Genomic DNA, 24,206 nt, shown 5'->3' on the forward strand with positions numbered 1-24,206 from the left:
CGAGGGCGGCGCTCATGCGCCCTCCTCCATCGCGCCCCCCGTGGCCCGCAGCACCTCGTCCCAGGTGCTGGTGCCTTGCATCACGCGGGCCAAGCCCTCGTCGGCCAAGGAGCGGCGGCCCGCCCGGTTGGCCAACTCCACCAAACGGGCCATGGGCGCCTGCTGCGAGATGGCGTGCTGCAGATCGGCGTCGACGTCCATCACTTCGTAAACGCCCAAACGCCCCAAGAAGCCGCTGCCCCCGCAACGGGCACAGCCCACGGCCGAGCGCCAACGGGGCGCCGCCACCTCGCCATCCGCGCGTCGCGCGCCCTCGACGCGGGCCAACAAGCCCTCGCTCAGCGTGGGGGGCGGCGCGCCGGCATCGACGGCGCAGGCCTCGCACAAGCGCCGCACCAAGCGCTGCGCCATCACCGCCCGCAGGGACGCGGCCACCAGGAAGGGCTCGATGCCCATGTCCACCAAGCGGGTGATGGCCGACGGGGCGTCGTTGGTGTGCAGGGTGGCCAAGACCAAGTGGCCAGTCAGGGCCGACTGGATGGCGATCTCGGCGGTCTCGCGGTCGCGAATTTCGCCGACCATGATGATGTCCGGATCGTGCCGCAGGAAGGCGCGCAGCGCCCGGGCAAAGGTGTAGCCGATGTCGGGCTGGGCTTGCACCTGGATCACATGGGGCAAGCGGAATTCCACCGGGTCTTCCACCGTGACGATCTTGCGCGTGCGGTCGTTCGTCGCGGCCAAGGCCGTGTACAGCGAGGTGCTCTTGCCCGAGCCGGTAGGACCGGTCACCAGCACCAACCCGTTGGGCATGTGCAGCCAGCGCTTGAACTGCAGCAACTGCGGCGGGCGCATGCCCAAGCGGTCCAGCGACAGGTCGTCGCGTTTCTTGGGCAAGAGGCGCATCACGATGGATTCGCCGTACACCGCCGGGATGGTGGAGACGCGAACGTCCATCTCGGCCCCTGCCGCGCGGGTGGAGATGCGCCCGTCTTGCGGCAAGCGCCGCTCGGCGATGTCGATGCCGGCGATCAGCTTGATGCGCGAGGCCACCGCCGGGTAGCGGTCCATGGGCAGGGTCTGGCGCACGTGCAGCACGCCGTCGATGCGCAAACGCACCTCCAACTGCCGCTCACCAGGCTCGAGGTGGATGTCCGACGCGCGGGCCTCGACGGCTTGGGCGATGAGGTTGTTGACCAGGGCCACCACGGGCGCGTCCTCGGCCAACTCGCGCAAAGCGCGCTCGTCCAGCGGCCCCGTGGCCCCGGCCCCGGTGGCCGGCCGCGTCAAGCGCTCCAGCCAGGCCTCCAACTCCGTCTCGGGCATCAACGCCCAGCGTGCCTGCGCGCCCCAGGGGCAGGCGAGCACGGTTTCTTGCAGGTCGGGGGCCTGTGGCAGGTGCGAGGCCACCCACCAGGCGCCGTCGTCCTCTTGCCATACCAAGGCCTTCAGGCGGTGCAGGCGGCTGGCGTCGCGACCCAGGGCCTCGGCCCCCTGCCGCAGGGCGTCTTCGCTCAGGGCCTCGCCCCGCACTGGGCGCACGCCCAAATGCTCGGCCAGCGGGGCCAGCAGAGAGTCGACCGTGAGCGCGCCCATGCGCAACAGCACGTCGCCCAAGCGACCGCCGTGTGCCGCCTGGTAGGCCAAGGCGGCTTCCAGGTCGGGTGCGCGCAGGAGCCCCAAGCCCAGCAGGCGCTCCCCCAGCCGGACGGGCGGCGGTGTGATCGCCGGCGGGACGTCGTCGCGAAGAGCCATCGCGGTGCTCAGGGTGCGGGCGGCACGCTGGCGCCTTCCGCGGGCTCGGCGGCTTTGCGCAGTGCGGCGGGCTGCTGGGCCCAACTGCCCAGCGACTTGCGGAACGCCTCGGTGATGGCCTCGGCCTCGTGCGTGTCGTTCGCGATGTAGGCCGTGATCAACACCACCAATTCGGTGCGCCGTTCGCTGCGCGTTTGCTTGCTGAAAAGGTTGCCCACCACCGGAATGTCCTTCAGCAGCGGCACGCCGTTCTTGCCTTCCGATCCCGTGTTCGAAATCAAGCCGCCCAACAGCACCGTGGCACCGCTGCGTAGCGTGAGCTTGGTGTCGACCTTGCGTTGCTGGATCGTCGGCGATGAGGTCACGCCGGTCGTGGTGTTGATGGCTTCGCTGACCTCTTGCTGGACGTCCAAATCGATCTGATCGCCCGAATGGATGACCGGCTTGATCTTGAGGATCACGCCCGTGCTGCGGTACTGCACCGTGGTCAAGAGTCCATTGGAGGTGCTCGTCGTGACGCCTGTGGCCTGCTGCTGGCTGACGATGGGCACCTCTTGGCCGACTTGGATCGTGGCCGACTCGCCGTTGCGGGCCATCAGGCGCGGGCTCGACAAAATGGTCGCGCGGTTGTCCGTGGCCAAGGCACTGAGCGCCAGTTTCGGCACATTCAGCCCGTTGAACACGTTGATGCTCAAGGCGCCCGTGGCCGTGCCACCGGCCGACGTGCCAATGCGATATCCCCCGCCCGCTTCGATGCGACTCGCGAGCAGGTCCACCCCGATCTCGGTCGAGTCGTTCAAGGTCAACTCGGCCACGGTCACCTCGATCAGCGCCGCGCGCGACGGCCGATCGAGCATCTGCAACAGGCCCGTCAACTGCCCGTACTCCTCGGGCTTGGCCTGGAAGATGAGCGTGTTGGTGGCCTTGTCCACGACCACGGAATTCAGACGCGTGCTCGCGCTGGCCTCGGGCTTGGCCCCGGTGGCCGGCGTGGTGGTGGCGGAGCTGCCACCGCCTGACAACAGCCGGTCCAAGGTGCCCGCCAAGGCTTCGGCGTCCTTGTGCTTCACGGCGTAGCTGAAGAAGTTCTTGCCAATGCCTCGGTCGGCGGGCCGGTCCAAGGCCTTGGCCCATTGCGACACGTGGGCCGCGACGGCGTCCGTCGTCGCGAACACGTAGACCGTGTTGAGCGCCGACACCGGCAGCAAGATCACCGGCGCACGGGCCGCCCCCGGCGTCACCGGGTTGCCCACCGGGTGCACCGTGTAGCCCTCAGCCGCCAGCACTTCGGCCAAGCGCCGCGCCAGTTCTTCGGCCGACCAAAACGCGGGCGACAAGGCCACGCTGGCCCGGCCCTTCATCGCGGGCTGGTCCAGGGCGGCAATGGCCTCCATGGCGGCCTGCACGTTGTCCGGGTTGCCGCGCAGCAGCACCGCATTGCGGCCTGCGTCCTCCATCACCGTCACCCGGTCGCCAAACATGGTGCGCAGCCACACCGTGACGTCGGTCTGGCGCACCGCCTGCAGCGGCACCAAATGGAAGACCGGCCGCAAAGGCAATGGCACTTCGGGCGAGGCGGCGCCGTACCGGATGGCCGGCAAGTCGCCCAAGGCGGCGTTGTCGGGCAGGACCCGCACCACGCCGCCCACGTCCACGGCCGACAAGCCGTACGACTTCAACACCAAGCGCACCGCCTGTTCGACCTGTTCGGCCGTTTGGTCGGGCCCGGTTCGGAAGGTGACCAGGTCCTGGCGCTGCACCACCGACGGGTGCAGGTTCACGTTCTTCTTGATCACCTCGGCGTAGACCAATTGCACGAAGGTGGGCAGCGCCACCTGCTGCAGGTTCACCGCGGCCACGGTGGCATCGCCCGCCGCGGCCTTGGCCGGCGCGGGCTCGGCCGGCGCAGCCTGGACCGGCGGCACGGGGGTGCTGCTGGTGCGCAAGGTGCGCGGGGCTTCCACGGTCTCGTTGACCGGCGCGGACGCCGCGGCGCCCGGCACGCGAAGCGGCGCGGGAATGTTGGGCGACAGGGGTGCGCAAGCCGCCAGCAATGCGGCCACCGCCGGCGCGCCACCGGCGCGCAGGGCGATCCACCACGGGGTTCGATTAGTCAAGGGCTTGCACTCCAATGCGAAGAATCTTTCGACCCACTTGCACACACACCGTGCCGGGCTCCACCGCTTGCACGCGGTGCCCACTGGGCAGGGTGTCGCCCACGCGCAGGATCTGGGTGGGGCGGCTCGGGTCTCGGAAGGACACCACGACCTGGGCCTCGCGGCCTCGGCCCAGCACGCCGGCGATGCGCCAGCGCTCGTCGGGGGGTGGCGCGGCGGCGCCAGGGGCGGCAGAAGGCGCTTCGGCCTCGAACATCGCCGAAGTCGCCAACGACAAGGCCACGCCGGCTTGGTCGGGCTTGCGGGGCATCCCGGCCAAGGCCCAACTTGCCGACTGCCGCAAACCCACCGTCTTGCTCGCCTCGTCGGCCCCCGGCGCCAGCACGGCCCCCAGCGCCAACAGGCCCACCCACAGCGCACCCCGTTGCCAAGCAGTCATGGCTGGCCTTTCGGGGCGCTGGCGGCAGTGGTGGCGCTGGGCCCCGCGAGGGCGCGCAGCTGAAGCTCGACCTGCGGCGGCACCGCCGAGCCCCGCCACACCAAGCGCTCCACCAACAACGATTGCTCGTTGCGTTGCAACTCGGCCAAGAGCGCCATGACGGCGCTGCGTTTCAAGTCCACGATCAGTTTCGCCCGCATGGCGGTCGTTTGCGGCGGCACGCGGGCCGTCAGGCCGTCGGCCGGCAGGGCGGTGGTCGCGGCAGCACCGGCCGACGGCGACGCGACGCGGGCCACCTGCAGGTCGCGCACCGTCAGTCCCAACCCGGTGGTGACCTTGCGCAACCAGTCTTGCAAGGCCGCTTCGCCCAAGGCCGGGTCGCTGCCCGACCAAGCCATGCTGCGGTACGCCAGCAGCTGCTCCTGCGCCTGCTGCGCCCGGGCTGCCCAGTCGCCTTCTTGCCCCATGACCGCCAAGCGGCTGCCTTCTTGGCGGGCGGCCTTGAGCGCCGAGCGCTTTTGGTCAACGTCGTCCAACAACGTGAGCAGGCCGTGCACGCACAAGATGCCGAGCACCAAGCGCACGCCCCAACGCAGGCGGGCCGAGGCCTGCCACTGCGCCACCCAGGGCGAGAGCGCGGGAAAGGTGCGGGTGATCCAGGTGTCCGCCATGCTCGTCATTTCACGGCGTCGAACACCGACTGGGGAGGAAAGTCTTCACCACTGGCGGCCATGGCGATGGGCTTGGGGTTGCTGCGGAACTGCGGCCGCGCTTCGGCAGGCGCCGTCGCCGGCGCGTTCGGTTTGGTGCTGCCGGGGGCAGGGGCCGGGCGTGCAGCCACCACCGGTGCCGGGGGGGTTGGGGGCAGGGCCGCCGGCGTGGGTGCCGTGGTGATGGCAGCAGCGGGGCCGCTCGGGGCCGCCGCCGTGTCGGCGCGAGGCGCTGCGCCGGCAATGGAAGAAGCGTTGGCCGTCTGCGCCCCTGCGGGCGCCCCACCCGGCATCGCCGTCCGCAAGTCCACGTCCAGCCAGAGCAAGTCGCGCCCGCTCTCCACCCGCACCTCGGTGGGGTTGGCAAACTGGCGCACGCTTTGCACGCCCTTGAGCAACTCGCTGCGCGGCAAGGCCGCGGGCACTTGCAATCCCATGCGCAGCTTGTCGCCGCGCCAGTCCAATTCCTTGACCACCACTTGGCGCTTGGCCAGGGCCTCGTGCAGGGCCTCGAAGAGCTCCACCGGCAGCACCGTCGGGATCAGCCACTGGGCCCATTGGCCGGCTTCCGCGCTGCGCTGCAGGGCGGCGTCGCGCTCGGCCAGCACCGGTCCCAGCCGGGCCCGCTGGTCGGCATTGCTGGCTAGCTGATCGCGCAACGATCGCTCGACGCCCCACCATTGGGCGCCAACCACGCCGGCGCAGAACACGAGCGCCGCCAGCGCCACGTCGACGAGGCGGGACTCGCGCGCTTGGTCGTGGGCCTGGTCCGCGAGCGGCACGGCCCAAGGCTTGTTCAGCCACGCTGGCGCGTCATCCACGGTCGGCAGCGGCCAGCTGGCCGCTTCGCCCGACAGCGACTGGGCAAAGAGCCGCCACGCCTCGGGCGCCGGCGCCTCGGGCCACCAGCGACTGGCGACCAAGCGGCCATTGCGCCAGACCTGCCCTTCCACGCCGTCGGACATCCGCACCAAGCGAGGACCGTCGGCGCCGGGGGCGCGCAGCAGCACTTCGGGCAGGACCTTGCACGCGTCGGGTCGCACGCCCCGCTCGGCCAAGGCCTCGCGAACCTGCCGTGCGTCCCAGGCCACGGCCAAGCCCTCGTCGTCACCGAGCACCAAGCACAAGGCGCTGTCGTCAAAGGGCTGCCACGCCAGTGCTTGCACGCGAAGGGCGTCGGCCCGCTCGTGCGCCGGCACGTGCGCCAGGGCGAACCATTTCAGGCGGCACAGTTCCCGCGCCACGACCAGGGTGGCGCGACCCCAGTGTCGCCCGGCGTCGCCCTCCAGGCCCTCAGCGCGAAGCAGCAGGGGCGCTTGGGTTCGACCCAGGGTCGGCATCGAGCGGGAAGCGGGGAAGCGCGCGGCGAGTGGGCTCATCAAGGGGCAGAGGGCGCGGAGCCAGTTGATGCTCGCGAACCAGCCAGGGTCCATCCTGACCGGCCGGCGTGAGCTGTAGATTGTAGTCAAGGGCCTGTGGCAATCCGGGGGCCCAGACGGTCACGCGGCTCGTGAAGCCAGGCACCAGCAGGGTCTGCTCGTCGTCCATCAACAAGCCCGTGGCCCGGCCGGCCGCACGGTTCTCTCGCAACAGGTCGGCGGCCCGCAGCCCTTCCAGCGCCGTCAGCTGTTCGGGGGTCGCCCCCGCATAGCGGGCGCGCAGCACCGGCAGGGGCGCCGTGTTGGGGTTGAACTGGTTGTTGATGGCGGTGTGCAGCCACCGGGCGATGCGGCGGGTGCGCACTAGGTCGTCGCGCCAGCCCGGCATTTGCTCCAACTCGGCCAGGCTCAACAGCCAGTCGTTGCGCGGCCCGCTTCGTCCTTGGGCCCGGTAGTCGTCGGCCTCTGCGCCATTGATCCGCCGCAGGCTGTCGGGGTCCTCGTAGTCCTGCAGAACGTCCACCCAGGCCTGCGCCGTGCCCAGGGGCAAACCGTCGTTGACCAAGAGCTGGATCAGGGCGTTGCGGTCGAGGGCGTTGACCGACAAGAGGCCGCGATGGTCCTGCACGGCCACCTGCGCGCCTTCGGCGGTGAGGTACCAGCGGCCGTCCTCGCGCAGCACCCGGATGCCGTCCCCGTGGCCCATGGGCTGCAAACTTTGGGTGGCCATCCAATAACGGGTCACCGACCAGGCCGTGGCCGCATCGGCCTGGGCCTGCGCCATCTCGTTGAAGCCCAGCACCTGCCGGCGCAGCGCGTCGTTGCGCTCGGCAAACCGCAAGGCCACGAAGGCGCCCACGGCCAGCAAACCCAACACCAAGATCAGCACATAGCCCGACTGTTGCTTGCGCATCATCAGTCCACCCAGTCGCGCAAGCGGGGGCGGCTGCGCTCGTTGTCGAGCACCGACACCCACAGGGGGCCACCCACCGACTCGTCCAAGTCCACGAGGACGCGCTGGGGCGGACGGCGCGGGCGCTCGCCCAAAGGCTGCGGCGGCCACGCCTTCAGCCAGCGGCCGTCTTCGTCTTGGTACTGGAACGACGGGGCCGCCCCCGTCCAACGCAGGAGGGTCACGGGCTCCGCGCCCGGACCTTGGGTCAGGCTCAGGCTCCCGGCTTGCGTGCGGGGCTCGTAATCGAGTTGCAGTTGGACGGCGTCGGTCACCGCCCCGCCGCCGGCCAAGCCCACGGCGCTTTTCAGCTGCAGGCGCTGGGCATCGCCCAAGAAGGCCGTGGGCTCGTTGACCTGCTCGGGCAAGGCAGAGGCCAACAGCGCGCGGAGCCATTCGCGCCGCACCAGCACCGTCTGCCCCGCACTGCCACTGCGTTCCAGCAGCTGTTCCACCCCCGCCAGTTGCCGCATGGCCTGAGCGAGCAAGGTGGTCGCCATGGCGGCAATCAGGAGCGCCACCATCATTTCCAAGAGGGTCAGGCCACGCACCGGGCCGCCGTTCGCGCTCATGAGGGCTTGGCCGGCGCCCAGCCGCGCAGCGGCTGCCAGCCCACGATGCGTTGCCGCCACTGCACGGCATCGCCGGCGGTTTTGGCCTCCAGCCGCACCTCGTACAGCCCCAATGCCCAGCGTGGGCTCAGGGCGCCCCCGTAGTCGTTTTCCAGCCGCATCGGCTCGACCAAGCTGCTGCGCCACTGCAAGGTCCAGCGGCCCAGTTGCACCTCGCCTTCCGGTTCCTTGGCCGGGTTCAGGTGCATCAGCCAAGCCTGCGCCTCCAGGCGGGCCTGGGCGCGGTCTTGCGTGGCCCGCAAGCGGTTGGCGGTGTCGTAACTGGATTGAATCCAAGCAAACAGCATCAGACCCGCCGTGCCCATGAGCGCCATGGCCACGACCGCCTCCAAGAGGCCGAAACCCCGCTGTTGGAGGCCTTGCCGGCGCCAACTCATGGCGCGGCCTCCACGAGCTCGCCCGTCAGGGGCTGCACCCGCCAGCGCGTCACCTGCCCACCCGCTTCCAGGCGAACCCAGCCTCCTTCGGCAGCGCCATTGGCGGCGTAGCGCAGCGGTCGCTCCAGGGTCAATCGGGCCCCGGCAGGTTGCGCGGCCAAACCCTTCAGCAGCGTGGCGGCGTCCACTTCCATCGGCGCGCCGGACACGTAGGCATCGACGGGCAAGCGCTCGATGCGCGCGCGCACGTCGGCGCGCCAGCCTCGCAGTTCGGCGTTCTCCAGCCAGCGCGCCACCGGCGGCGCGGCCACGCCGGCCACCAAGGCCAGCAAGGCCATGACCACCAACATTTCCAGCAGGGTGAAGCCGCGCCGTGCGCGGAAGGCGGGCGACGGCCGCATCAGCAGGCCGTCACTGGGCGGGCAACACCCCGAGGTCTTGCGCATCGCCCGTGCCGCCGGCTTGGCGGTCCGCGCCCCAGGAGTACAGCGCGAAGGGCAGGCCATCGCGTCCCGGCACCGCGTACTGGTAGGGCGAGCCCCAGGGATCCAGCGGCAAAGCCACGTCGTCCAGGTACGGGCCCCGCCAGCGAGCGGCAAAGGCCGGATCGGCTGGGGCGCGGCTCAGCAGGTTCAGGCCCTCTTCGGCCGTCGGGTAGCGCCCGATGTCCAGGCGCAGGTTCTCCACGGCGCCACGCAGCAGCTTGATCTGGGCCTGGGCCGTGGTGATGTTGGACTTCTCCACGTTCTTGAACAGGCGCGGCCCCACCAGGCCCGCCAAGAGGCCAATGATCACCAAGACCACCAGCATTTCCAACAGCGTGAAACCGCGCGATTTGGCGTTTGACATCGGGTGCACGTCCCCATTCCCTGCGTGAAAACAACGAGCGCGGGAGTGTAGTCGCCCCCCGCACACCAATGAAAAAGGGCGCCCGAAGGCGCCCTTGAAGCAGTTGGCTTGCGCCGTGTGCTTAATACGACGAGCCCAGGTACGGACGCTCCAGCGGCAGGTAACCAGCGGCGACGCCGTTGATGGCTTGCTGGTACACGCCCTTCACGTTCTTCGCCGGGGCGTTGATCGTGAAGGTGATCGCGCCACGCTGACCGGCGCTGAACGTGCAAACGTCCGCGGCGTTGATCGTGGTTTGACCAATGCGCAGCGTGCCGGTTTGCGCCGTGCCGTACGTGATGGTCTTGGCAGCGTCGTCCACGTAGCAGACGGCGGTGTAAGCGGCGGTCGACGAACCAACGTTCTGGAAGAAGAAGCGGGTGAAGTTACCGGCCGAGGTGTCGTTGTTGAAGAAGGCCGAGCGCAATTGGATCGCGTTGGCATCCCAGGTCCACCAGCTGGCGTTGCCAGCCAGGGCTTGGTTGGCGCCGACGTCAGGATCGGTCACGCCGCTGATGCCGAAGGTGCGGCTGATGCCCAGCGAAGCAGTCAGCGCGGAGGTGAACCAAACCACCACCGTACCGTTGTTGCTTTGCGAAGCGAAGTTGCCGGGCAGCATCGAGAACGTGGCGGTGCCGTTGGCGGTGTCCACGGTAGCCGTGGCGATGCCCGTAGCGACGTTAGTTGCGTTGTAGAACGCGGCATCGACGCTGGCTGCGCCGTTGAAATCGCCAACCAGGTTGATGCGCACGCTGTCCATGTGGGCAGCGTTGTTGGCGTCAAAGTTCGTGACGCCGTCAGCGATCTTCAGGTTGCTGGGGTTGTTGCGGATGATGAAGCCGGCGCGAGCGATCGAGGCGGTGTCGTCGTCCAGCGGCGTGAAAGCGCCGTTGGCGTCAGGCAGGAAACCGAACAAGGGGCCGTTGGCATTGTCGACGTCCACCGTGGTGAAGGCGTCAGCCGCAGCCACCAAGGTGATGGCTTGCGAAGCCGTGGCCACCGTGTTGATCAGGTCGTTCGAGTTGTCGATGCGAGCAAACTCGCTCAATTCCCACACGCCGGTACCGATGCTGGCATTCGAGCCAGACACCAGGGAGTGGCTGGCCAACTGCAAGCCCGTGAAAACGACGGTTTGACCCACGATCGTGCCATTGACCTCGGTCACGTCGATTTCGTAGGCGCACTCGCTGGTCGATGCGCGCTTGACCGAGGCAGTGAAGTTGGCATCGGTCGGCAGCGCGGCGGCGCACGAGGCTTGCACGAACGTGGCGCCAGCCTGGGGCTTGATCACGACGGTGAAGTCTTGAGCGACCGTGCGGGTCACGCCCATGGTCAACGTCACGGGCGGGACGGTGACTGCGGTGGCGTTGGTGATCGCCTCAAGGGCGAAATTTGTCGGGGTGACGGACTGGCTACCTGCAATGGCAGCCGACCCGCACACCGTGGCTGCAGCAACCGCCAGCGCCTTGTAGGTGAAGCTTTTCATCTTGATCATCTCTCCGAGTTTGTTGCAACAAAACATGCGAAACAGCGCGGACTCGCGCACCGTCATTATGCACAAAGGCATGACAGCGCCCTGACGCTGGAGGGGCGGGCAGTTGCCAGTCCATTTCCCTCAAACGACCAAGGTTTGCTCATCCCTTGCTTCCCCCACCTGTCGTCAGTGTGCATGCACAAGGAACACGCAAGTAGGTTGCCGGTCAGCATAGCAGAGCGATCGCCCCCGCCAAGCAGGGCGCCCCGGAAGTGGCCGGGGGTCTTCCCTAAAGCGTTGCGCGCCTGCATCGGTACCGCCCTGTAACTGGCCAGACGGCTGCAAATCGCGCCAAAAGCAGGTCTGGCAAACTGATGGACTGCCCCTTTCCCGCGCGCGCCGTGCGCGCATCAGGCATCAGATTTGATTTCACCCATGACACTTCAAGAGACAGCCGACACCGACATCCCTGCAGCGATCGAGAGCTTGGAGCGAGCGGTTTTTCAGGGGCGGACTCAAGAGGGCATCGAACGCCTACTCCGCTTGCTTTACGTGCTCAATGCCAACCGGGGTCCACTCGGCGTTTTGGCAGCACCAGCCACAGACGCCCAGCGATTGGCGGTTTACACGCGCGTCGCGGCCATGATCTCAGCCTTGGCTTGCAGCCCCGCCTTCCAACTCACATTGCCGCAAGTGACCAACTTGTGCAGTCGCAAACCGATTTTGGAGGCCATCTTCGAGCTGAGCGGCTTTGAAGGCCCCGGGCACTTGCAGCGATACCACGCTGCCAAAAACCCCGATGGATCGATGACTTTGACGGGCAACCAAGTCTTCATGCTGTCGCTCTTTTACTCCCTGGACACGCTGCCCGAGGAGTTGATGGAGGGCGTGCTGCAGTTGCACCCGGCCCAGCTGCTGCCCTTGATGTTGGGGTGGTTCACAGCGCCCTTCGTGCATTCGCACTTGGGCGAAGCGCACCGCAAACGCCTGATCGCCGCGTCCAGCCGGATTCGTGACGTCATGCCCGCCCCAGAAGTGCTTCAGGCCATCACGACTGCTTGGATGTTTTGTAGCTATGCCGACGACACCAACAAGCACGAGCTCAAGCGCAATCTGAATGCGGTATGGCGCCGCGTGGGAGAAAACACCGGCTTGCGGGAGCGCCAAACACCGCGACGACTGGTGGAGCGACCCACGTTGCTGGTTTTGGCCGAGCGGCTGACGATTGGCCACGCCATGCATCGCAGCTACGGCGACTGCCTGCGCCAACTTCGGCAGAAATTCAAGCTGGTTTGCATCGTGGTGAAGCAGTACGCATCCGAAGAAAACCACAGCCTCTTTGATGAAATTCTGGTCATTGACCAAGTCAGCACGTTTCCGGAGCTGGGCGCCAAAATTGTCCGCATTGCGCCTGACATCATTTATTTCCCGAGTTTGGGCATGTCGGAGTGGACCCAACTGGTGGCCAACTTCCGATTCGCGCCCATTCAGATGATGACCTTGGGCCACCCTGCCCCTGCGATGACACCCACGATCGACTACAGCTTGGTTCAGTCAGGCCACGGTGTAGCCGCTGGTGAATATGGCCAGAAAGTCATCGAACGCAAGAGTTGGGGACACTTTGTGCCACACAGCGCTCTGGCGGGCTACGACAGCCCTGTCAGTCCCTATGAAGACGGTCTCACACACATCGCCGTGAACAGCTCCATGATGAAGCTGTCCCCCCGTTTCCTGGCACTGCTGGAACGGCTGGAGGAGGAATCGGCCAAGCCACTTCACTTCCACTTCTTTGCCAGCATGATGGGGGTCGGATACGACCGCATGCAGCAGGTACTGAGAAGGCGCTTCAAACATGTGACCTTGGAGCCAACTCGCAGTTACGGTGACTTCCTCAAAGCGTTGGCTCCTTGCCACTTGGCCTTGGCCGCATTTCCGTTCGGCAACACCAACAGCACGGTGGACACCTGCTTGCTAGGCATCCCGACCGTGGCGTACTACGCCAATGAGGTGCTGAGCATCGGCGACCGTGATGTGATGCGCTTGGTTGACCTGCCAAGTTGGCTGGTGTCGGACAACGACGAGGACTACTTTCAAGTTGCCATGAAGTTGATCCATAACGATGAGGCCCGACAGGCGATCGTCGAACAATTGAAAGCGACAGATGTTCGAGCCAAGGTGTTCGAGCCCCCCCGCCCCGAGGATGCCTCTGAGTTTGTGGAGGCGGTGGATTGGATTTACCGCAACCACGAGGCCCTTCAGGCTAGCTCTCGACACTTGCTCAAGGTTGGCGACCCCATCCCTGCCTGAGGCGCGACCATGAGCGACAAGCCGATCTACGTCACCCAGCCCTTCCTGCCTCCGCTGGACGACTTCATGCCGATGCTTCGGCAGATTTGGGACAGCAAGGTGCTGACCAATGGCGGGCCGTTCCACCAAAAGCTGGAAGCGGCGCTGTGCGAGCACTTGGGCGTGCCGCACATCTCGCTGTTCACCAACGCGACGATCGCGCTGGTCACGGCCCTGCAAGCGCTTCGCATCACGGGCGAGGTCATCACGACGCCCTACACCTTCGTCGCCACCGCGCACTCCCTGGTGTGGAACGGCATCGAACCGGTGTTCGCCGACATCGATCCGGAGTCCTTGAACCTGGACCCGAAGAAGATCGAGGCGGCGATCACGCCCAAGACCACGGCCATCATGCCGGTGCACTGCTACGGGCGCCCCTGCGACACCGAGGCCATCCAGCGCATCGCCGACACCTACAACCTCAAGGTAATCTACGACGCGGCGCATGCCTTTGGCGTGAACTGCCACTGCGGCAGCGTCTTGAACCACGGCGACCTGTCCGTGCTGAGCTTTCACGCCACCAAGGTGTTCAACACCTTCGAAGGCGGCGCCATCATCTCGCCGGACGCCAAGACCAAGAAGCGCATCGACCACCTGAAGAACTTCGGCTTCGTCGACGAGACCGTGGTCGTGGCACCGGGCATCAACGGCAAGATGAGCGAGTTCAACGCGGCCCTGGGCCTGCTGCAACTCGAACACGTTGGCGAGGCCTTTGCGGGCCGCGGCCGTGTGGACGCCATGTACCGCGAGCGCCTGGCCCACGTGGCCGGCATCGACTGCGTGGCCACCGACCCCAAGGCCACCAGCAACCACAGCTACTTCCCCATCCTGGTTCGACCGGGCTTCCGCACCAGCAGGGACGGGCTGTACGCCGAGCTGCGTGCCGCCAACGTGTACGCCCGGCGCTACTTCTACCCCCTGGTGTCGGACTTCCCCATGTACCGCGGCTTGCCTTCGGCGGCCCCGGCGAACTTGCCGGTGGCGCGCGCCGCGGCCGACCAAGTGCTGTGCTTGCCCATCTTCCCGGCGCTGACCGAGTCGCAGATCGACCGCATCGTGGACGTGATCCGAGGCTGACGCGGTGCGCCTCGCGATCATGCAGCCGTACTTTCTGCCATACATCGGGTACTGGCAGTTGATGGCGGCCGTGGACACCTTCGTGGTCTACGACAACATCAAGTACACGAAGAAGGGCTGGATCAACCGCAACCGCATGCTGCTCAACGGCGAGGCGGTGACGTTTTCGCTGCCGCTGGCCAAGGACAGCGACGACATGGACGTGGTGCAGCGCCGCCTGGCCGACACCTTCCAGCGCGCCAAGTTGCTGGCGCAGTTGGAAGGCGCCTACCGCAAGGCCCCGCACTTCGCCGAGGTGCGTCCGCTGCTCGAGCAGGTGGTGATGCACCCGCAGGACAACCTGTTCGACTACCTATGGCATTCGATCGCGTGCGTGGCGAAGCACTTGGGGCTGAACACCCACCTGGTGCGCTCGTCGGACATTGCCATCGACCACACCCTCAAGGCCCAAGACAAGGTGCTGGCGCTGTGCCGGGCCTTGCAGGCGACGACCTACGTCAACGCCATCGGGGGCCTGGAGCTGTACGAGCGACCCGCCTTCGAGGCCCAAGGCACCCGACTGCAATTCATCCGTTCGACCTGGGCCCCCTACCCCCAGTGGCCGAAGCAGGCGCACGTGCCCTGGTTGTCGGTGGTGGATGTCTTGATGTTCAACCCCCTGAGCCAGGTCCAAGCGGCCCTGAGCACCGACTGCGAATGGCTGTGACCCCTTACCGTTGGACCAAGCTGGGCCGCCCCTTCGTGCCCCAATCGATCCAAGACCGCCCCTGGCTGGCGGAGTTCGCGCAAGCGCCCGCGTCCTTGCTGATGGACGACCGCTTGCGCATGTACTTTTCCTGCCGGCCCAAGCCGGACGAACGCGGCCAATACACCAGCCTGTCGGCCTACGTCGACCTGGCGCTGGACGACCCGATGCGCTTGATCGGCCTGGCCGAGCAGCCCATCTTGGCGCTTGGCGAGCGCGGCTGCTTTGACGAGTTCGGCACCTACCCCGTGTCGGTGGCGCGCGACGGCGATCGCTTGCGCGCCTACTACGCGGGCTGGACGCGCTGCGAGTCGGTGCCCTTCGACACCGCGATCGGCATGGCCTTCAGCGACGACGGTGGCCGCACCTTTCAGAAGGCCGGCCCGGGGCCGGTGTTGGCGGCCAGCTTGAACGAGCCTTTCGTGCTCAGTGGCCCCAAGATCCGCCGCTTTGGCGATCGTTGGGTGCTGTTCTACATCGCGGGGCGTGTCTGGAAGATGCACGTCGGTCGCGCCGAGCCGGTCTACAAGATCCGCATGGCCACCTCGGACGACGGGGTGCATTGGGTTCGGCAGGATCGCGACCTGATCGAAAGCCGGGTGGAACCCGACGAGGCGCAGGCCAGCCCCGACGTGATCGAGGCCAACGGGCACTTCCACATGTTCTTCTGCTACCGCCACAGCACCGACTTCCGCAGCGGTCCGCGGGGCTACCGCATCGGCTACGCCTGGTCGGACGACCTGCTGCACTGGACGCGCGACGACGCTCGCGCCGGCCTGGACGTTTCCGCCAGCGGCTGGGACGACGACATGGTGGCCTACCCCCACGTGTTCCAACTCGGGGGCGCGACCTACATGGCCTATTTGGGCAACGGCGTCGGGCGCGAAGGTTTCGGCCTGGCCCGGCTGGAAGGCAGCCTGTGATGCGCTGGCGCAAGCTGGGCCACATCTTCCGCCCCCAAGACCACGACCTGGTGGGCGGCGGCGCGGGCTTCGCGCAGTCGCCCCAGGCGGTGGTGCTGGCGGACCGGGTGCGGATCTACTTCTCGACCCGCTCGCGCGACGAGGCGAGCGGCAAGTTCGTCAGCCACGTGGCCTTCGCGGACTTCAGCAAAGACCTGTCCACCGTGCTGGGCGTCAACCGCGAGCCCGTGTTGGGCCCGGGCGGCCTGGGTTGCTTCGACGAGCACGGCGTGTTTCCCTTCAGCCCGGTGCCCGTGGGCGACGAGATCTGGGCTTACACCACGGGATGGAGCCGGCGGGTCGCGGTGTCGGTCGAAACGGCGGTAGGCCTGGCCGTGAGCCGCGATGGCGGCCGCACGTTTCAGCGCCTGGGTCCTGGCCCGGTGCTGGGGCCGAGCCTGCAGGAACCCTGCTTGGTGGGCGACGCCTTCGTGCGCCACCTGGGCGGGCGCTTTCACATGTGGACCATGTTCGGCACGGGCTGGAAGCACTACCCGGGCGAACCGGCGCCCGATCGCATCTACAAGATCGGTCATGCGCAATCGGACGACGGCGTGCACTGGACGAAGGACGAAGGGCGCGCCATCGTGTCGGACCGGCTGGGCCCCGACGAGTGCCAGGCCCTGCCGGCCGTGCTGCCGGTGGGCGATCGCTACTTGATGGTGTTCTGCTACCGCGAGGCCAGTGGCTTCCGCACCGATCCCTCGCGGGGCTACCGTTTGGGCCAGGCCTGGTCGGACGACCTCGTGCACTGGGTTCGCAGCGACGACCAGCCGGCGTTCGAGCGCCAGCCCGGCGCGTGGGACAGCGACATGGTGTGCTACCCCCACCTGTGCGAGATCGACGGCCGCACCGTGCTGCTCTACAACGGCAACGCCTTCGGCCGCGACGGCTTCGGGGCCGCGGTGCTGGAGCCGTGAGCCTTCGCCTCTCGGCCAACGAGTCGGACCGCGAGCAGGTGCTGACCCACTTGCGCGCGGCCGACGCCCAATTCGTGCCCCCGCTCAGCCAACGGGTGGACCTGGCGGCCTACGCGACCAAGCTGTGTGCCCATGCCGAGCGGGACGAGGCCTGGCAGGACGGTGCCTTGGTGGGCCTGGTGGCCACCTACTGCAACGACCGGGACCACGGCGCCTACATCAGCAATGTGAGCGTGCTGCCGGCGCTGCGGGGCCAAGGCCTGGGCGACGCCCTGGTTCGGCAAGCCCTGGCCCGGGCCCGGGAGCGCCGTTTCCCCCGCGTTGGCCTTCACTTGCACCCGGACAATTTGGCCGCATTCGCGCTCTACCGGCGGCACGGCTTCGTGCCGGGCGCCGTGGAGGGCGAGCAACTGACGATGACCCTGACCCTGGACCGACCATGACCCGCGACTACAACGCCGAAACCGTCGACAACGACCGCCAATACGCCTACGGGTTTGACTTCGACGTCATGCACCCGTTCATGGTTCGCTCGTTCGCGCCCTTCTTACGGCCGGGCGCCATGCTGGAGTTGGGCAGCTACAAGGGCGACTTCACGCGGCGCTTGTTGGCCGAGTTCGACGACGTGACCTGCGTCGAGGCGTCCGACCAGGCCATGGCCGAGGCCCAGGGGCGGCTTGGCGCGCAGGCCGCGCACTTCATCAATGCCCGCTTCGAGGACGTGACGCTGCCCCGGCGCTACGACAACATCGTGATGACCCACGTGCTGGAGCACCTGGACGACCCGGTCGGCGTGCTTCGCCGCGTGAACGAAGAATGGTTGGCGCCGGGCGGCCGCTTCTTCTTAGCCTGCCCGAATGCCAATGCGCCCTCGCGGCAGATCGCGGTCAAGATGGGCTTGATCGACCACAACGCCGCCGTGACGCCCGCCGAGGCCGAGCACGGGCACCGTTGCACGTACGCGCTGGACACGCTCGAGCGCGACGCCGTGGCCGCTGGCCTGAAGGTCGTGCACCGCTCCGGCATCTTCTTCAAGGCCCTGGCCAACTTCCAGTGGGACCGCCTGTTGAAGACCGACATCATTTCGCCGGCCTACCTGGAGGGCTGCTTCGCGCTGGGACAGCAGTATCCGGACCTGTGCTCGTCCATCTACTTGGTGTGCGAATCGAGCCGCCAGGGATGAGCCTGCCCTTGAACGCCGGTCCCCGCGTGCTGTGGCTCACGGGCCTCTCGGGCGCGGGCAAAACCACGCTGTCGGAGGCGCTGGCGCGCGGCCTGCGCGCGCGCGGCGAGGCGGTGGCGGTGCTGGACGGCGACGCGCTGCGTCGCGGCCTGTGTGCCGACCTGGGCTTCTCGCCCGAGGCGCGCGCCGAGAACATCCGCCGCGCGGCCGAGGTGGCCCGCTTGATGGCCGATGCCGGCTTGCGGGTGATCGTGGCCCTGATCTCGCCCTACCGCCATGAACGGGCCTTGGCGCGTGGCCTGTTCCGCCCGGGCGAATTCGCCGAGGTGCACGTGCACGCGCCCCTGGCCGTCGTCGAGGCCCGCGACCCGAAGGGCCTCTACGCGCAGGCCCGGCGCGGCGAGATCCCGCAGTTCACCGGCATCGACGCGCCCTACGAGGCGCCGGAGCAGCCGGAGTTACGCATCGACACGGCCGATTGCACGGTCGACGAGGCCGTAGCGTGCTTGCTGGCCTTGTGTCAGGTCCCTGTGGACGCCGGCTGAGCCGCGGGCTGCGGCGCACGCGGGGGTGGCGCGGGACGCCGCGCGATGGCTTCGTCGAGGCCTTGCACCAAGGCCTCGCGGTGGGGCAAGACTTGATGGAGTTGGATCCTGGCGCCCATCAGCTGCAGCACAAAGCCCAACGAGGCTTGGCCCTTGCTGATGTTGGCAGACAAGTCCAACCGGGACGCCACAAACTGCCGCACACCCTGGGGCTGCATCGCTTGCAATTGCTGCCTCAACTGGTGGATCACGCCACCCACCTCATCCCAGGGCATGGCCAGGACGCGATCGCGAATGGCCGAATGCAGCCAGGCGTCCGGATGGCGGCGCGCTTGCTGTTCGGCCAGCAGTTCATTGAGCAGGCCCGCCACATGGCGACCGGGCTGACCGAACTGCAGGCGACGGGCGCGCTCGACCGGGGCCGAGACCCGATCCCACTGGCCCTGCGATTGCGCCAGCAAGGCTTGCGAGATGCGCAGCTGGATCTGCGCATCGCGATCCATCGAGGCGATGCCCGCCTCTTGGACCTGCAGTTGCTGGTCGACCCAGGCGTGGACGCTGGCCCATGCGCCTTGCGGTGCGTCGAGCATCTGGCTAGGGATAAGGGGCAACAGAACACTGTCCGACGCGGCTGACACCGACGGTCTCGGCTGAGGCGCGGGGCGTGAGTCTTGGGCCAGGGCCAACGGGGCGGCGACGGTCGCGGCCAGGGCCAGGGCGGCGATGAGATGCAAGGGCTTCATGAGGTTCGTTGGGCTGCAGCTGGGTGGTACTCGGTGTCGAGCCAGGCTCGAAGCACGGCGGTGGGATGGAGGCCTTGCAGCGGCTCAACCAAGCCCCGGCGCACACGCGCTGCGGCGGCCGAGGGTTGGAGCTTGGCGATGCGCAGCCGCGGCACCGCGGTGGGCAGGGTTTCGTCGTCGTGGGCCAGCAGTTCTTCGTAGAGCTTTTCGCCGGGGCGCAGGCCCGAGAACACGATGGGGATGTCTTCGGGGTCGTGGCCGCTGAGCAGGATGAGCTGACGGGCCAGGTCGACGATCTTGACGGGCTCGCCCATGTCTAGCACCAGCACCTGGCCCGACTCGCCGATGACGGCCGCCTGCACGACGAGGCGGGCAGCCTCGGGGATGGTCATGAAGTAGCGAATGATCTCGGGGTGGGTGACTGTGACCGGACCGCCCTTGGCGATCTGCTCTTTGAACTTCGGAATGACGCTGCCGCTGGAGCCCAGCACGTTGCCGAAGCGCACCGCCATGAAGCGGGTGGCCGGATGTTCTTGGGCCAGGCTGCTGATGACCAACTCGGCCGCGCGCTTGGTGGCCCCCATCACGTTAGTGGGGTTGACGGCCTTGTCGGTGCTGATGAGCACGAAGCGCTCGACGCCGTGCTCGGCGCTGGCCAGGGCGGCGTGGTAAGTGCCCAGGGTGTTGTTGCGCAGGCAAGCCCAGGCGTTGTCCTCGTCTTCCATCAGCGGCACGTGCTTGTAGGCAGCGGCGTGGAACACGAGGTGCGGCTGCTGCTTGGCCAGGGTGCGGCGCAGGTGATCGAGGTCCTTCACATCGCCGATGAGGCGCACCAGCGGCAGGTGAGGGAAGCGCTCGCTGAGCTCTTGCTCGATGGCGTACAGGTTGTACTCGTTGAGCTCGTAGAACACGAGCTTGGACGGCCCGAAGCGCGCCACCTGCCGGCACAGCTCGGAGCCGATGCTGCCGCCCGCCCCGGTGATCATCACGACTTTGCCGGCGAGCGTACCGCTGATGCCAGCTTCATCCAGCTGCACGGGCTCGCGGCCGAGCAGGTCTTCGGGCTGGATGTCGCGCAGTTGGTCGGTCCGCTGGCCGGTGCGCAGCTCTTCGCTGCTGGGCACCGTGAGCACGGGGCGTTTGGCCTGCGCGGCGGCCTCGAAGGCGCGGCGGCGGGTGGCACCATCGGCCGAGGGCATGGCGACGATGAGGTGGCTGGCGTCGAGTTCTTGCGCCAAGCGGGCGGTGTCGGCCAAGGCGCCCACCACGGGCACGCCAGCGATGCGCACGCCACGCTTGGCGGGGTCGTCGTCCAAAAAGCCGGCCACGGACCAGCCTTGGTGCTGGATGCCGGCCAGCAACAGGCGGCCGGCATCGCCCGCGCCCAGCACAAGCGCACGGCGCAGGCTGCCGTCCTGGGCCCGTTGCTGCGCCAGCATCTGCTCGTACAGCATGCGATAGGCCAATCGAACGCCCGCCAAACCGGCCAGGACGAACACCGGGTGCAGGGCCAGGACGGCGCGCGGCACCTTGTTCAGTTGCAGCATGAGCACGACCGTGGCGCCCAGCAAACCCGCCACCAAGCAGGCTGCTGCCAAGCGCTGGATCTCGCCAAAGCCGCTGAAGCGCCACACGCCTTTGGGCACCTTGAACAGCCAAAGCACGGTCAGGTAGAGCGCGACCAGCCCGGCGATGACTGCGGCGTCGTAGCTGGGGCGGGCGCTGAGCCAGCGTTCGAAGCCGAGCCGGAACAGGTACACGGCCTGCCAGGCCAGCACGACGACTGCGCCGTCGACCAACAGGCTCAAGGGTTCGCGGTGGGGGCGGATGCGGGCCAGCAGGTGGTCCAGCGCGGTCCAGGCGGAAGACAGGGGCATAGGGCCACAATTGTCCTTCGTACACGCGGCGCATCCCGCCGCAACCAACGAGGGGCGAACGATGGGACAAGCTGCAGCCAAAGCCTTGATGAGCGGTGCTGAGTTCTTGGATTGGGAGCAAGCCCAGACCGAGCGTCACGAGTTCGTGGAGGGCCAGATCGTGGCCATGGCCGGTGCCGAGGCGCGGCATGTGGTGATCGCGATGAATGCCGCGAGGCGCTACGACAGCACCTGAAAGGCAGCAACCGCCGCACGTTCATGAGTGACATGAAGGTGCAGTCGCAGGATGCGCGCAACTTCTTTTACCCGGACGTGTTGGTGACTTGTGGCGAGTCCACGGCACCGGGCACCTTGGTGATGCGCCAACCCCTCTTTGTGGTGGAGGTGCTATCGCCCAGCACCGCAGCCTACGACCGTGGGGCCAAGTTTGCGCACTATCGCCGTCTTGACAGCTTGAAAGAGGTCGCCTTCATCGACCCCGACACGCGCCGGACCGACGTGTTCCGGCGCGGTGCCGACGGGCTGTGGGTCTTGCACGCCTTCGAACCGGGGGAGACGGTTCGCTGGGCCAGCGTGGACTTGAGCGTGAGCGCCGACGAGTTGTTCGCCGATGTGGACGAGGCGCCGCCGGCTTCAGCGGCCGAGTAGCAGGGTGGCCGTGCGGCCGATGAGCAGCAAGTCGGTCCAGAGCGTGGCGCGGTCGGCGTAGTCGGCCGACAGCGCGAGTTTGGCGGGCAGGATGCGCTCGAAGTAGGCACGCTCGGGATCGCTCTCTTGAGCCAGCAGCGCCGCTTCGTCGCGAAATTCCAGCGAGGCGGGGTCGGTGATGCCGGGGCGCACGCGAAGCACGCGCACGCGCAGCTCGGCGGGGTAACGCGCCACGTACTCGGGCAGGTCGGGACGCGGGCCCACGAGGCTCATGGCGCCGCGCAGCACGTCCCACAGCTGCGGCAACTCGTCGAGCTTCAAGCGGCGCAGCCAACGGCCAGCGCGGGTGATGCGCGCGTCGGCGCCCACGGTGAGCCCCAAACCGCCGCACTCGGCGCGCATGGTGCGGAACTTGTGGATGGTGAACGGGCGACCGCCCTGCCCCACCCGCGTCTGTCGGAACAGGGCTGGCCCGGGCGAGTCCCAGCGCACCCAAGCGGCGATGAGCAGCATGGGCAAGGCCGCCAGCAGCAGCAGCAGCGCGCTGACGAGCAGGTCGAACCCGCGCTTGGCCATCGGTGCGAGACCTACTGCTCAGCCCAGCACCTGGCGCAGCACACCGACGACGCGGTCGGCGTCGGCCAGCGTCATGCGCGAGTACAGCGGCAGGCTGAGCATGCGCTCGTAAGCGTGGTGGCTGTGCGGGAACTGCTGCGGCTGCAGTTGGTAGCGGTCGCGCCAATAGGGGTGCAGGTGCAGCGGGATGTAGTGCACGCTGGCGCCGATGCCGGCGCGAAACAGCGCCTCGATGACGGCATCGCGCGTCACGGGGCAGGCATCGGCCAAGCGCAGCACGTAGAGGTGCCAGGGGTGCTCGTCGCCGGGCAGGGCGTTGGGCGGCAGCAGCACCGGCAGGTCGGCCAGGGCCTCGTTGTAGCGCTCGACCACGGCGCGACGCGCGTCGGCAAAGCGACGCACCTTGGCGAGCTGGTGCAGGCCCAGCGCGGCGCCGATGTCGGTCAGGTTGTACTTGAAGCCCGGCGCCACGATCTCGTAGTACCAAGACGGGACCTTGGCGGTGAAGCGGTCGAACGCATCGCGGTTGATGCCGTGCAGTCGCATGACCTTGGCGCGCTCGGCGAGCTTCGCGTCGCGGGTGACGAGCATGCCGCCCTCGCCCGTCGTCATGGTCTTGTTGGCGTAGAAGCTGAACACGGTGGCGGCGGAGTCCAGCGTGCCCACCATGCGGCCCTTGTAGGTGGTGGGCAGGGCGTGGGCGGCGTCTTCCACCACCTGCAAGCCATGCTTGTCCGCGATGGCGTGGATCGTGTCCATGTCGGCCGCCAAGCCGGCGTAGTGCACCGGGATGATGGCCTTGGTCTTGGGCGTGATCGCGGCCTCCACCAGGGCCGGGTCGATGTTGAGCGTGGCCGGGTCGATGTCGACCAGCTTCACGTCGGCGCCCAGGTAACGCACCACCTCGGCCGTGGCCGTGAAGGTGTGGGTGGTGGTGATGACCTCGTCGCCCGGACCAATGCCGAGCGCCTCGAGCGCCAGGTGCAAACCGGCGGTGGCGCTGTTGACGGCGATGCAGTGCAGCGCGGGGTCGCCCAGGAACTCGCCGAAGGCGGCCTCGAAGCGCTTGGCCTTGGGGCCGGTGGTGACCCAGCCGCTGCGCAGGGTGTCGACGACCTCGGCGATTTCTTCGTCGCCGATCTCGGGCAGGGCGAAGGGCAAAAAGGGTGGCGTGCTCATGAGTTTCAGGCGCTCAAGGTGACCAAGTGGTGAGGCTGGGCACCCAACACCATGGGAAGGGAGATGCCACGGTCGAAGGTGACCAGCCGAAGGTCGCGGCGCACGGCCATGGCCAGCAGGTAGGCATCGCTGAGTTGGCGGGAGCCGGTGATGTAGCGCCAATCGAGCACGCCATCGTCCAGAAGGCTGAAGTCGTCGGCGTAGAACCGGTGCATGGGGTGGGCCGTGGCCTCGGCCAGCCGGGTGCGGACGGCATTGGGGGTCTGGACATTCGGGTGGCCGGGCCGGCTGAGGATGCGCAGGCAACCGTTCTGGGTCAGCGGACAGGATGCCCAACCGAGCTCCCAGTGGGCTTCCATCCACTGCATGGCGCGCACATGGTGGATGTGCGCGCCGTCTTGCAGGGACAAGAGCACGTTGACGTCGAGCAAGGCTCGCATCAAATGCCCTCTTCGTCGCGCAACCGGTTGATCAGATCGTCGGTGACCACCACCCCAGGCTTGGCCTCAAAAGGACGGAACCCTGGCACACGGAAGCTGGAGGGCGATGCAGCGGCGGCCGGTTGGGCGGTGAGCGCCTGGCGCACGAGGCGCGAGACCACTGCGCCGGCCGTGGCTCCCTCCAGGCGCGCCAGTTCTTTGGCGGCTTGCAGCAGGTCGTCGTCGATGTCCAGGGTGGTGCGCAT

Annotated in this window: 27 protein-coding genes; 10 read left to right on the plus strand and 17 right to left on the minus strand. The window is 67.7% G+C overall.

Annotated features, from left to right (window positions below; all coding sequences use genetic code 11):
- Positions 1-12: 12 nt before the first annotated feature.
- The 11 genes from O9335_RS04770 to O9335_RS04820 all read right to left on the minus strand — a co-directional run bounded on the left by O9335_RS04770 (position 13) and on the right by O9335_RS04820 (position 10,741).
- Positions 13-1,752 (minus strand): ATPase, T2SS/T4P/T4SS family, encoded by a 1,740-nt coding sequence (locus O9335_RS04770; protein WP_298384311.1) that lies wholly within the window; start codon positions 1,750-1,752, stop codon positions 13-15.
- Between the two features lie 8 nt (positions 1,753-1,760).
- Positions 1,761-3,869: a secretin N-terminal domain-containing protein gene (locus O9335_RS04775; protein WP_298384313.1), complete on the minus strand. Its 2,109-nt coding sequence runs from the start codon at positions 3,867-3,869 to the stop codon at positions 1,761-1,763.
- Complete coding sequence (locus O9335_RS04780) at positions 3,862-4,308, minus strand: hypothetical protein (protein WP_298384316.1); 447 nt, start codon at positions 4,306-4,308, stop codon at positions 3,862-3,864. Before O9335_RS04780 ends, O9335_RS04775 begins: the two co-directional genes overlap by 8 nt.
- Positions 4,305-4,979 (minus strand): hypothetical protein, encoded by a 675-nt coding sequence (locus O9335_RS04785; RefSeq protein ID WP_298384319.1) that lies wholly within the window; start codon positions 4,977-4,979, stop codon positions 4,305-4,307. Before O9335_RS04785 ends, O9335_RS04780 begins: the two co-directional genes overlap by 4 nt.
- Positions 4,980-4,984: 5 nt before the next feature.
- Positions 4,985-6,358 carry a hypothetical protein gene (locus O9335_RS04790; RefSeq protein ID WP_298384322.1) on the minus strand — a complete coding sequence of 458 codons (1,374 nt, stop codon included), beginning with the start codon at positions 6,356-6,358 and terminating at the stop codon, positions 4,985-4,987.
- Positions 6,312-7,313 (minus strand): general secretion pathway protein GspK, encoded by a 1,002-nt coding sequence (locus tag O9335_RS04795; RefSeq protein WP_298384326.1) that lies wholly within the window; start codon positions 7,311-7,313, stop codon positions 6,312-6,314. The genes O9335_RS04790 and O9335_RS04795 overlap by 47 nt, the downstream gene beginning before the upstream one ends.
- On the minus strand, positions 7,313-7,921 hold the full coding sequence (locus O9335_RS04800) for a type II secretion system protein J (protein ID WP_298384329.1): 609 nt from the start codon (positions 7,919-7,921) through the stop codon (positions 7,313-7,315). Before O9335_RS04800 ends, O9335_RS04795 begins: the two co-directional genes overlap by 1 nt.
- Complete coding sequence (locus O9335_RS04805; protein ID WP_298384332.1) at positions 7,918-8,358, minus strand: type II secretion system protein; 441 nt, start codon at positions 8,356-8,358, stop codon at positions 7,918-7,920. The genes O9335_RS04800 and O9335_RS04805 overlap by 4 nt, the downstream gene beginning before the upstream one ends.
- A complete protein-coding gene (locus tag O9335_RS04810) occupies positions 8,355-8,759 on the minus strand; it encodes a type II secretion system protein (RefSeq protein ID WP_298384334.1) in 405 nt (134 codons plus the stop codon). Before O9335_RS04810 ends, O9335_RS04805 begins: the two co-directional genes overlap by 4 nt.
- A gap of 10 nt (positions 8,760-8,769) precedes the next feature.
- A complete protein-coding gene (gene gspG / locus O9335_RS04815; protein WP_298384337.1) occupies positions 8,770-9,207 on the minus strand; it encodes a type II secretion system major pseudopilin GspG in 438 nt (145 codons plus the stop codon).
- A 121-nt stretch (positions 9,208-9,328) separates the two neighbouring features.
- A complete protein-coding gene (locus O9335_RS04820) occupies positions 9,329-10,741 on the minus strand; it encodes a hypothetical protein (protein ID WP_298384340.1) in 1,413 nt (470 codons plus the stop codon).
- A 414-nt stretch (positions 10,742-11,155) separates the two neighbouring features.
- Between O9335_RS04820 and O9335_RS04825 the strand changes: the two genes are divergently transcribed.
- Genes O9335_RS04825 through cysC form a run of 8 tightly spaced genes read left to right on the plus strand, consistent with a single transcriptional unit; the run spans position 11,156 to position 18,498 of the window.
- Positions 11,156-13,027, plus strand: coding sequence for a hypothetical protein (locus tag O9335_RS04825; protein ID WP_298384343.1), 1,872 nt, complete (start codon positions 11,156-11,158; stop codon positions 13,025-13,027).
- Between the two features lie 9 nt (positions 13,028-13,036).
- Positions 13,037-14,143: a DegT/DnrJ/EryC1/StrS aminotransferase family protein gene (locus O9335_RS04830; protein WP_298384346.1), complete on the plus strand. Its 1,107-nt coding sequence runs from the start codon at positions 13,037-13,039 to the stop codon at positions 14,141-14,143.
- A gap of 4 nt (positions 14,144-14,147) precedes the next feature.
- On the plus strand, positions 14,148-14,849 hold the full coding sequence (locus tag O9335_RS04835) for a WbqC family protein (protein WP_298384349.1): 702 nt from the start codon (positions 14,148-14,150) through the stop codon (positions 14,847-14,849).
- Positions 14,840-15,811 carry a hypothetical protein gene (locus O9335_RS04840; protein ID WP_298384352.1) on the plus strand — a complete coding sequence of 324 codons (972 nt, stop codon included), beginning with the start codon at positions 14,840-14,842 and terminating at the stop codon, positions 15,809-15,811. The genes O9335_RS04835 and O9335_RS04840 overlap by 10 nt, the downstream gene beginning before the upstream one ends.
- A complete protein-coding gene (locus tag O9335_RS04845) occupies positions 15,811-16,770 on the plus strand; it encodes a hypothetical protein (protein WP_298384355.1) in 960 nt (319 codons plus the stop codon). The genes O9335_RS04840 and O9335_RS04845 overlap by 1 nt, the downstream gene beginning before the upstream one ends.
- Positions 16,767-17,213 (plus strand): N-acetyltransferase, encoded by a 447-nt coding sequence (locus O9335_RS04850; RefSeq protein WP_298384358.1) that lies wholly within the window; start codon positions 16,767-16,769, stop codon positions 17,211-17,213. The genes O9335_RS04845 and O9335_RS04850 overlap by 4 nt, the downstream gene beginning before the upstream one ends.
- A complete protein-coding gene (locus O9335_RS04855) occupies positions 17,210-17,953 on the plus strand; it encodes a class I SAM-dependent methyltransferase (protein ID WP_298384361.1) in 744 nt (247 codons plus the stop codon). The genes O9335_RS04850 and O9335_RS04855 overlap by 4 nt, the downstream gene beginning before the upstream one ends.
- Positions 17,950-18,498: an adenylyl-sulfate kinase gene (cysC, locus tag O9335_RS04860; RefSeq protein ID WP_298384364.1), complete on the plus strand. Its 549-nt coding sequence runs from the start codon at positions 17,950-17,952 to the stop codon at positions 18,496-18,498. Before O9335_RS04855 ends, cysC begins: the two co-directional genes overlap by 4 nt.
- Here the strand turns inward: cysC and O9335_RS04865 are convergent.
- Together O9335_RS04865 and O9335_RS04870 are read right to left on the minus strand one after the other, a co-directional pair.
- Positions 18,474-19,109, minus strand: coding sequence for a hypothetical protein (locus O9335_RS04865; RefSeq protein WP_298384366.1), 636 nt, complete (start codon positions 19,107-19,109; stop codon positions 18,474-18,476). The two genes, cysC and O9335_RS04865, sit on opposite strands and share 25 nt — an antisense overlap.
- A 128-nt stretch (positions 19,110-19,237) precedes the next feature.
- Complete coding sequence (locus tag O9335_RS04870; RefSeq protein ID WP_298384372.1) at positions 19,238-21,118, minus strand: nucleoside-diphosphate sugar epimerase/dehydratase; 1,881 nt, start codon at positions 21,116-21,118, stop codon at positions 19,238-19,240.
- 61 nt (positions 21,119-21,179) lie between these two features.
- On the opposite strand from O9335_RS04870, the gene O9335_RS04875 reads away from it, so the two are divergent.
- Positions 21,180-21,353, plus strand: a complete 174-nt coding sequence (locus O9335_RS04875; protein WP_298384375.1) for a Uma2 family endonuclease — start codon at positions 21,180-21,182, stop codon at positions 21,351-21,353.
- Between the two features lie 23 nt (positions 21,354-21,376).
- Entirely contained in the window at positions 21,377-21,766 is a 390-nt protein-coding gene (locus O9335_RS04880; protein ID WP_298384378.1) for a Uma2 family endonuclease, read from the plus strand.
- On the opposite strand, the gene O9335_RS04885 is transcribed toward O9335_RS04880, so the two are convergent.
- Genes O9335_RS04885 through O9335_RS04900 form a run of 4 tightly spaced genes read right to left on the minus strand, consistent with a single transcriptional unit; the run spans position 21,752 to position 24,206 of the window.
- Positions 21,752-22,342 (minus strand): sugar transferase, encoded by a 591-nt coding sequence (locus O9335_RS04885; RefSeq protein ID WP_298384383.1) that lies wholly within the window; start codon positions 22,340-22,342, stop codon positions 21,752-21,754. The two genes, O9335_RS04880 and O9335_RS04885, sit on opposite strands and share 15 nt — an antisense overlap.
- 18 nt (positions 22,343-22,360) lie before the next feature.
- Positions 22,361-23,521: a DegT/DnrJ/EryC1/StrS aminotransferase family protein gene (locus tag O9335_RS04890; RefSeq protein ID WP_298384386.1), complete on the minus strand. Its 1,161-nt coding sequence runs from the start codon at positions 23,519-23,521 to the stop codon at positions 22,361-22,363.
- A 5-nt stretch (positions 23,522-23,526) separates the two neighbouring features.
- Positions 23,527-23,961 carry a TA system VapC family ribonuclease toxin gene (locus tag O9335_RS04895; protein WP_298384389.1) on the minus strand — a complete coding sequence of 145 codons (435 nt, stop codon included), beginning with the start codon at positions 23,959-23,961 and terminating at the stop codon, positions 23,527-23,529.
- The gene (locus O9335_RS04900; protein WP_298384392.1) at positions 23,961-24,206 is read right to left on the minus strand and encodes a type II toxin-antitoxin system VapB family antitoxin; all 246 of its coding nucleotides are present in this window, start codon (positions 24,204-24,206) and stop codon (positions 23,961-23,963) included. Before O9335_RS04900 ends, O9335_RS04895 begins: the two co-directional genes overlap by 1 nt.

The sequence above is a fragment of the Inhella sp. genome, assembly GCF_027532025.1.
GTDB lineage: Bacteria > Pseudomonadota > Gammaproteobacteria > Burkholderiales > Burkholderiaceae_C > Inhella.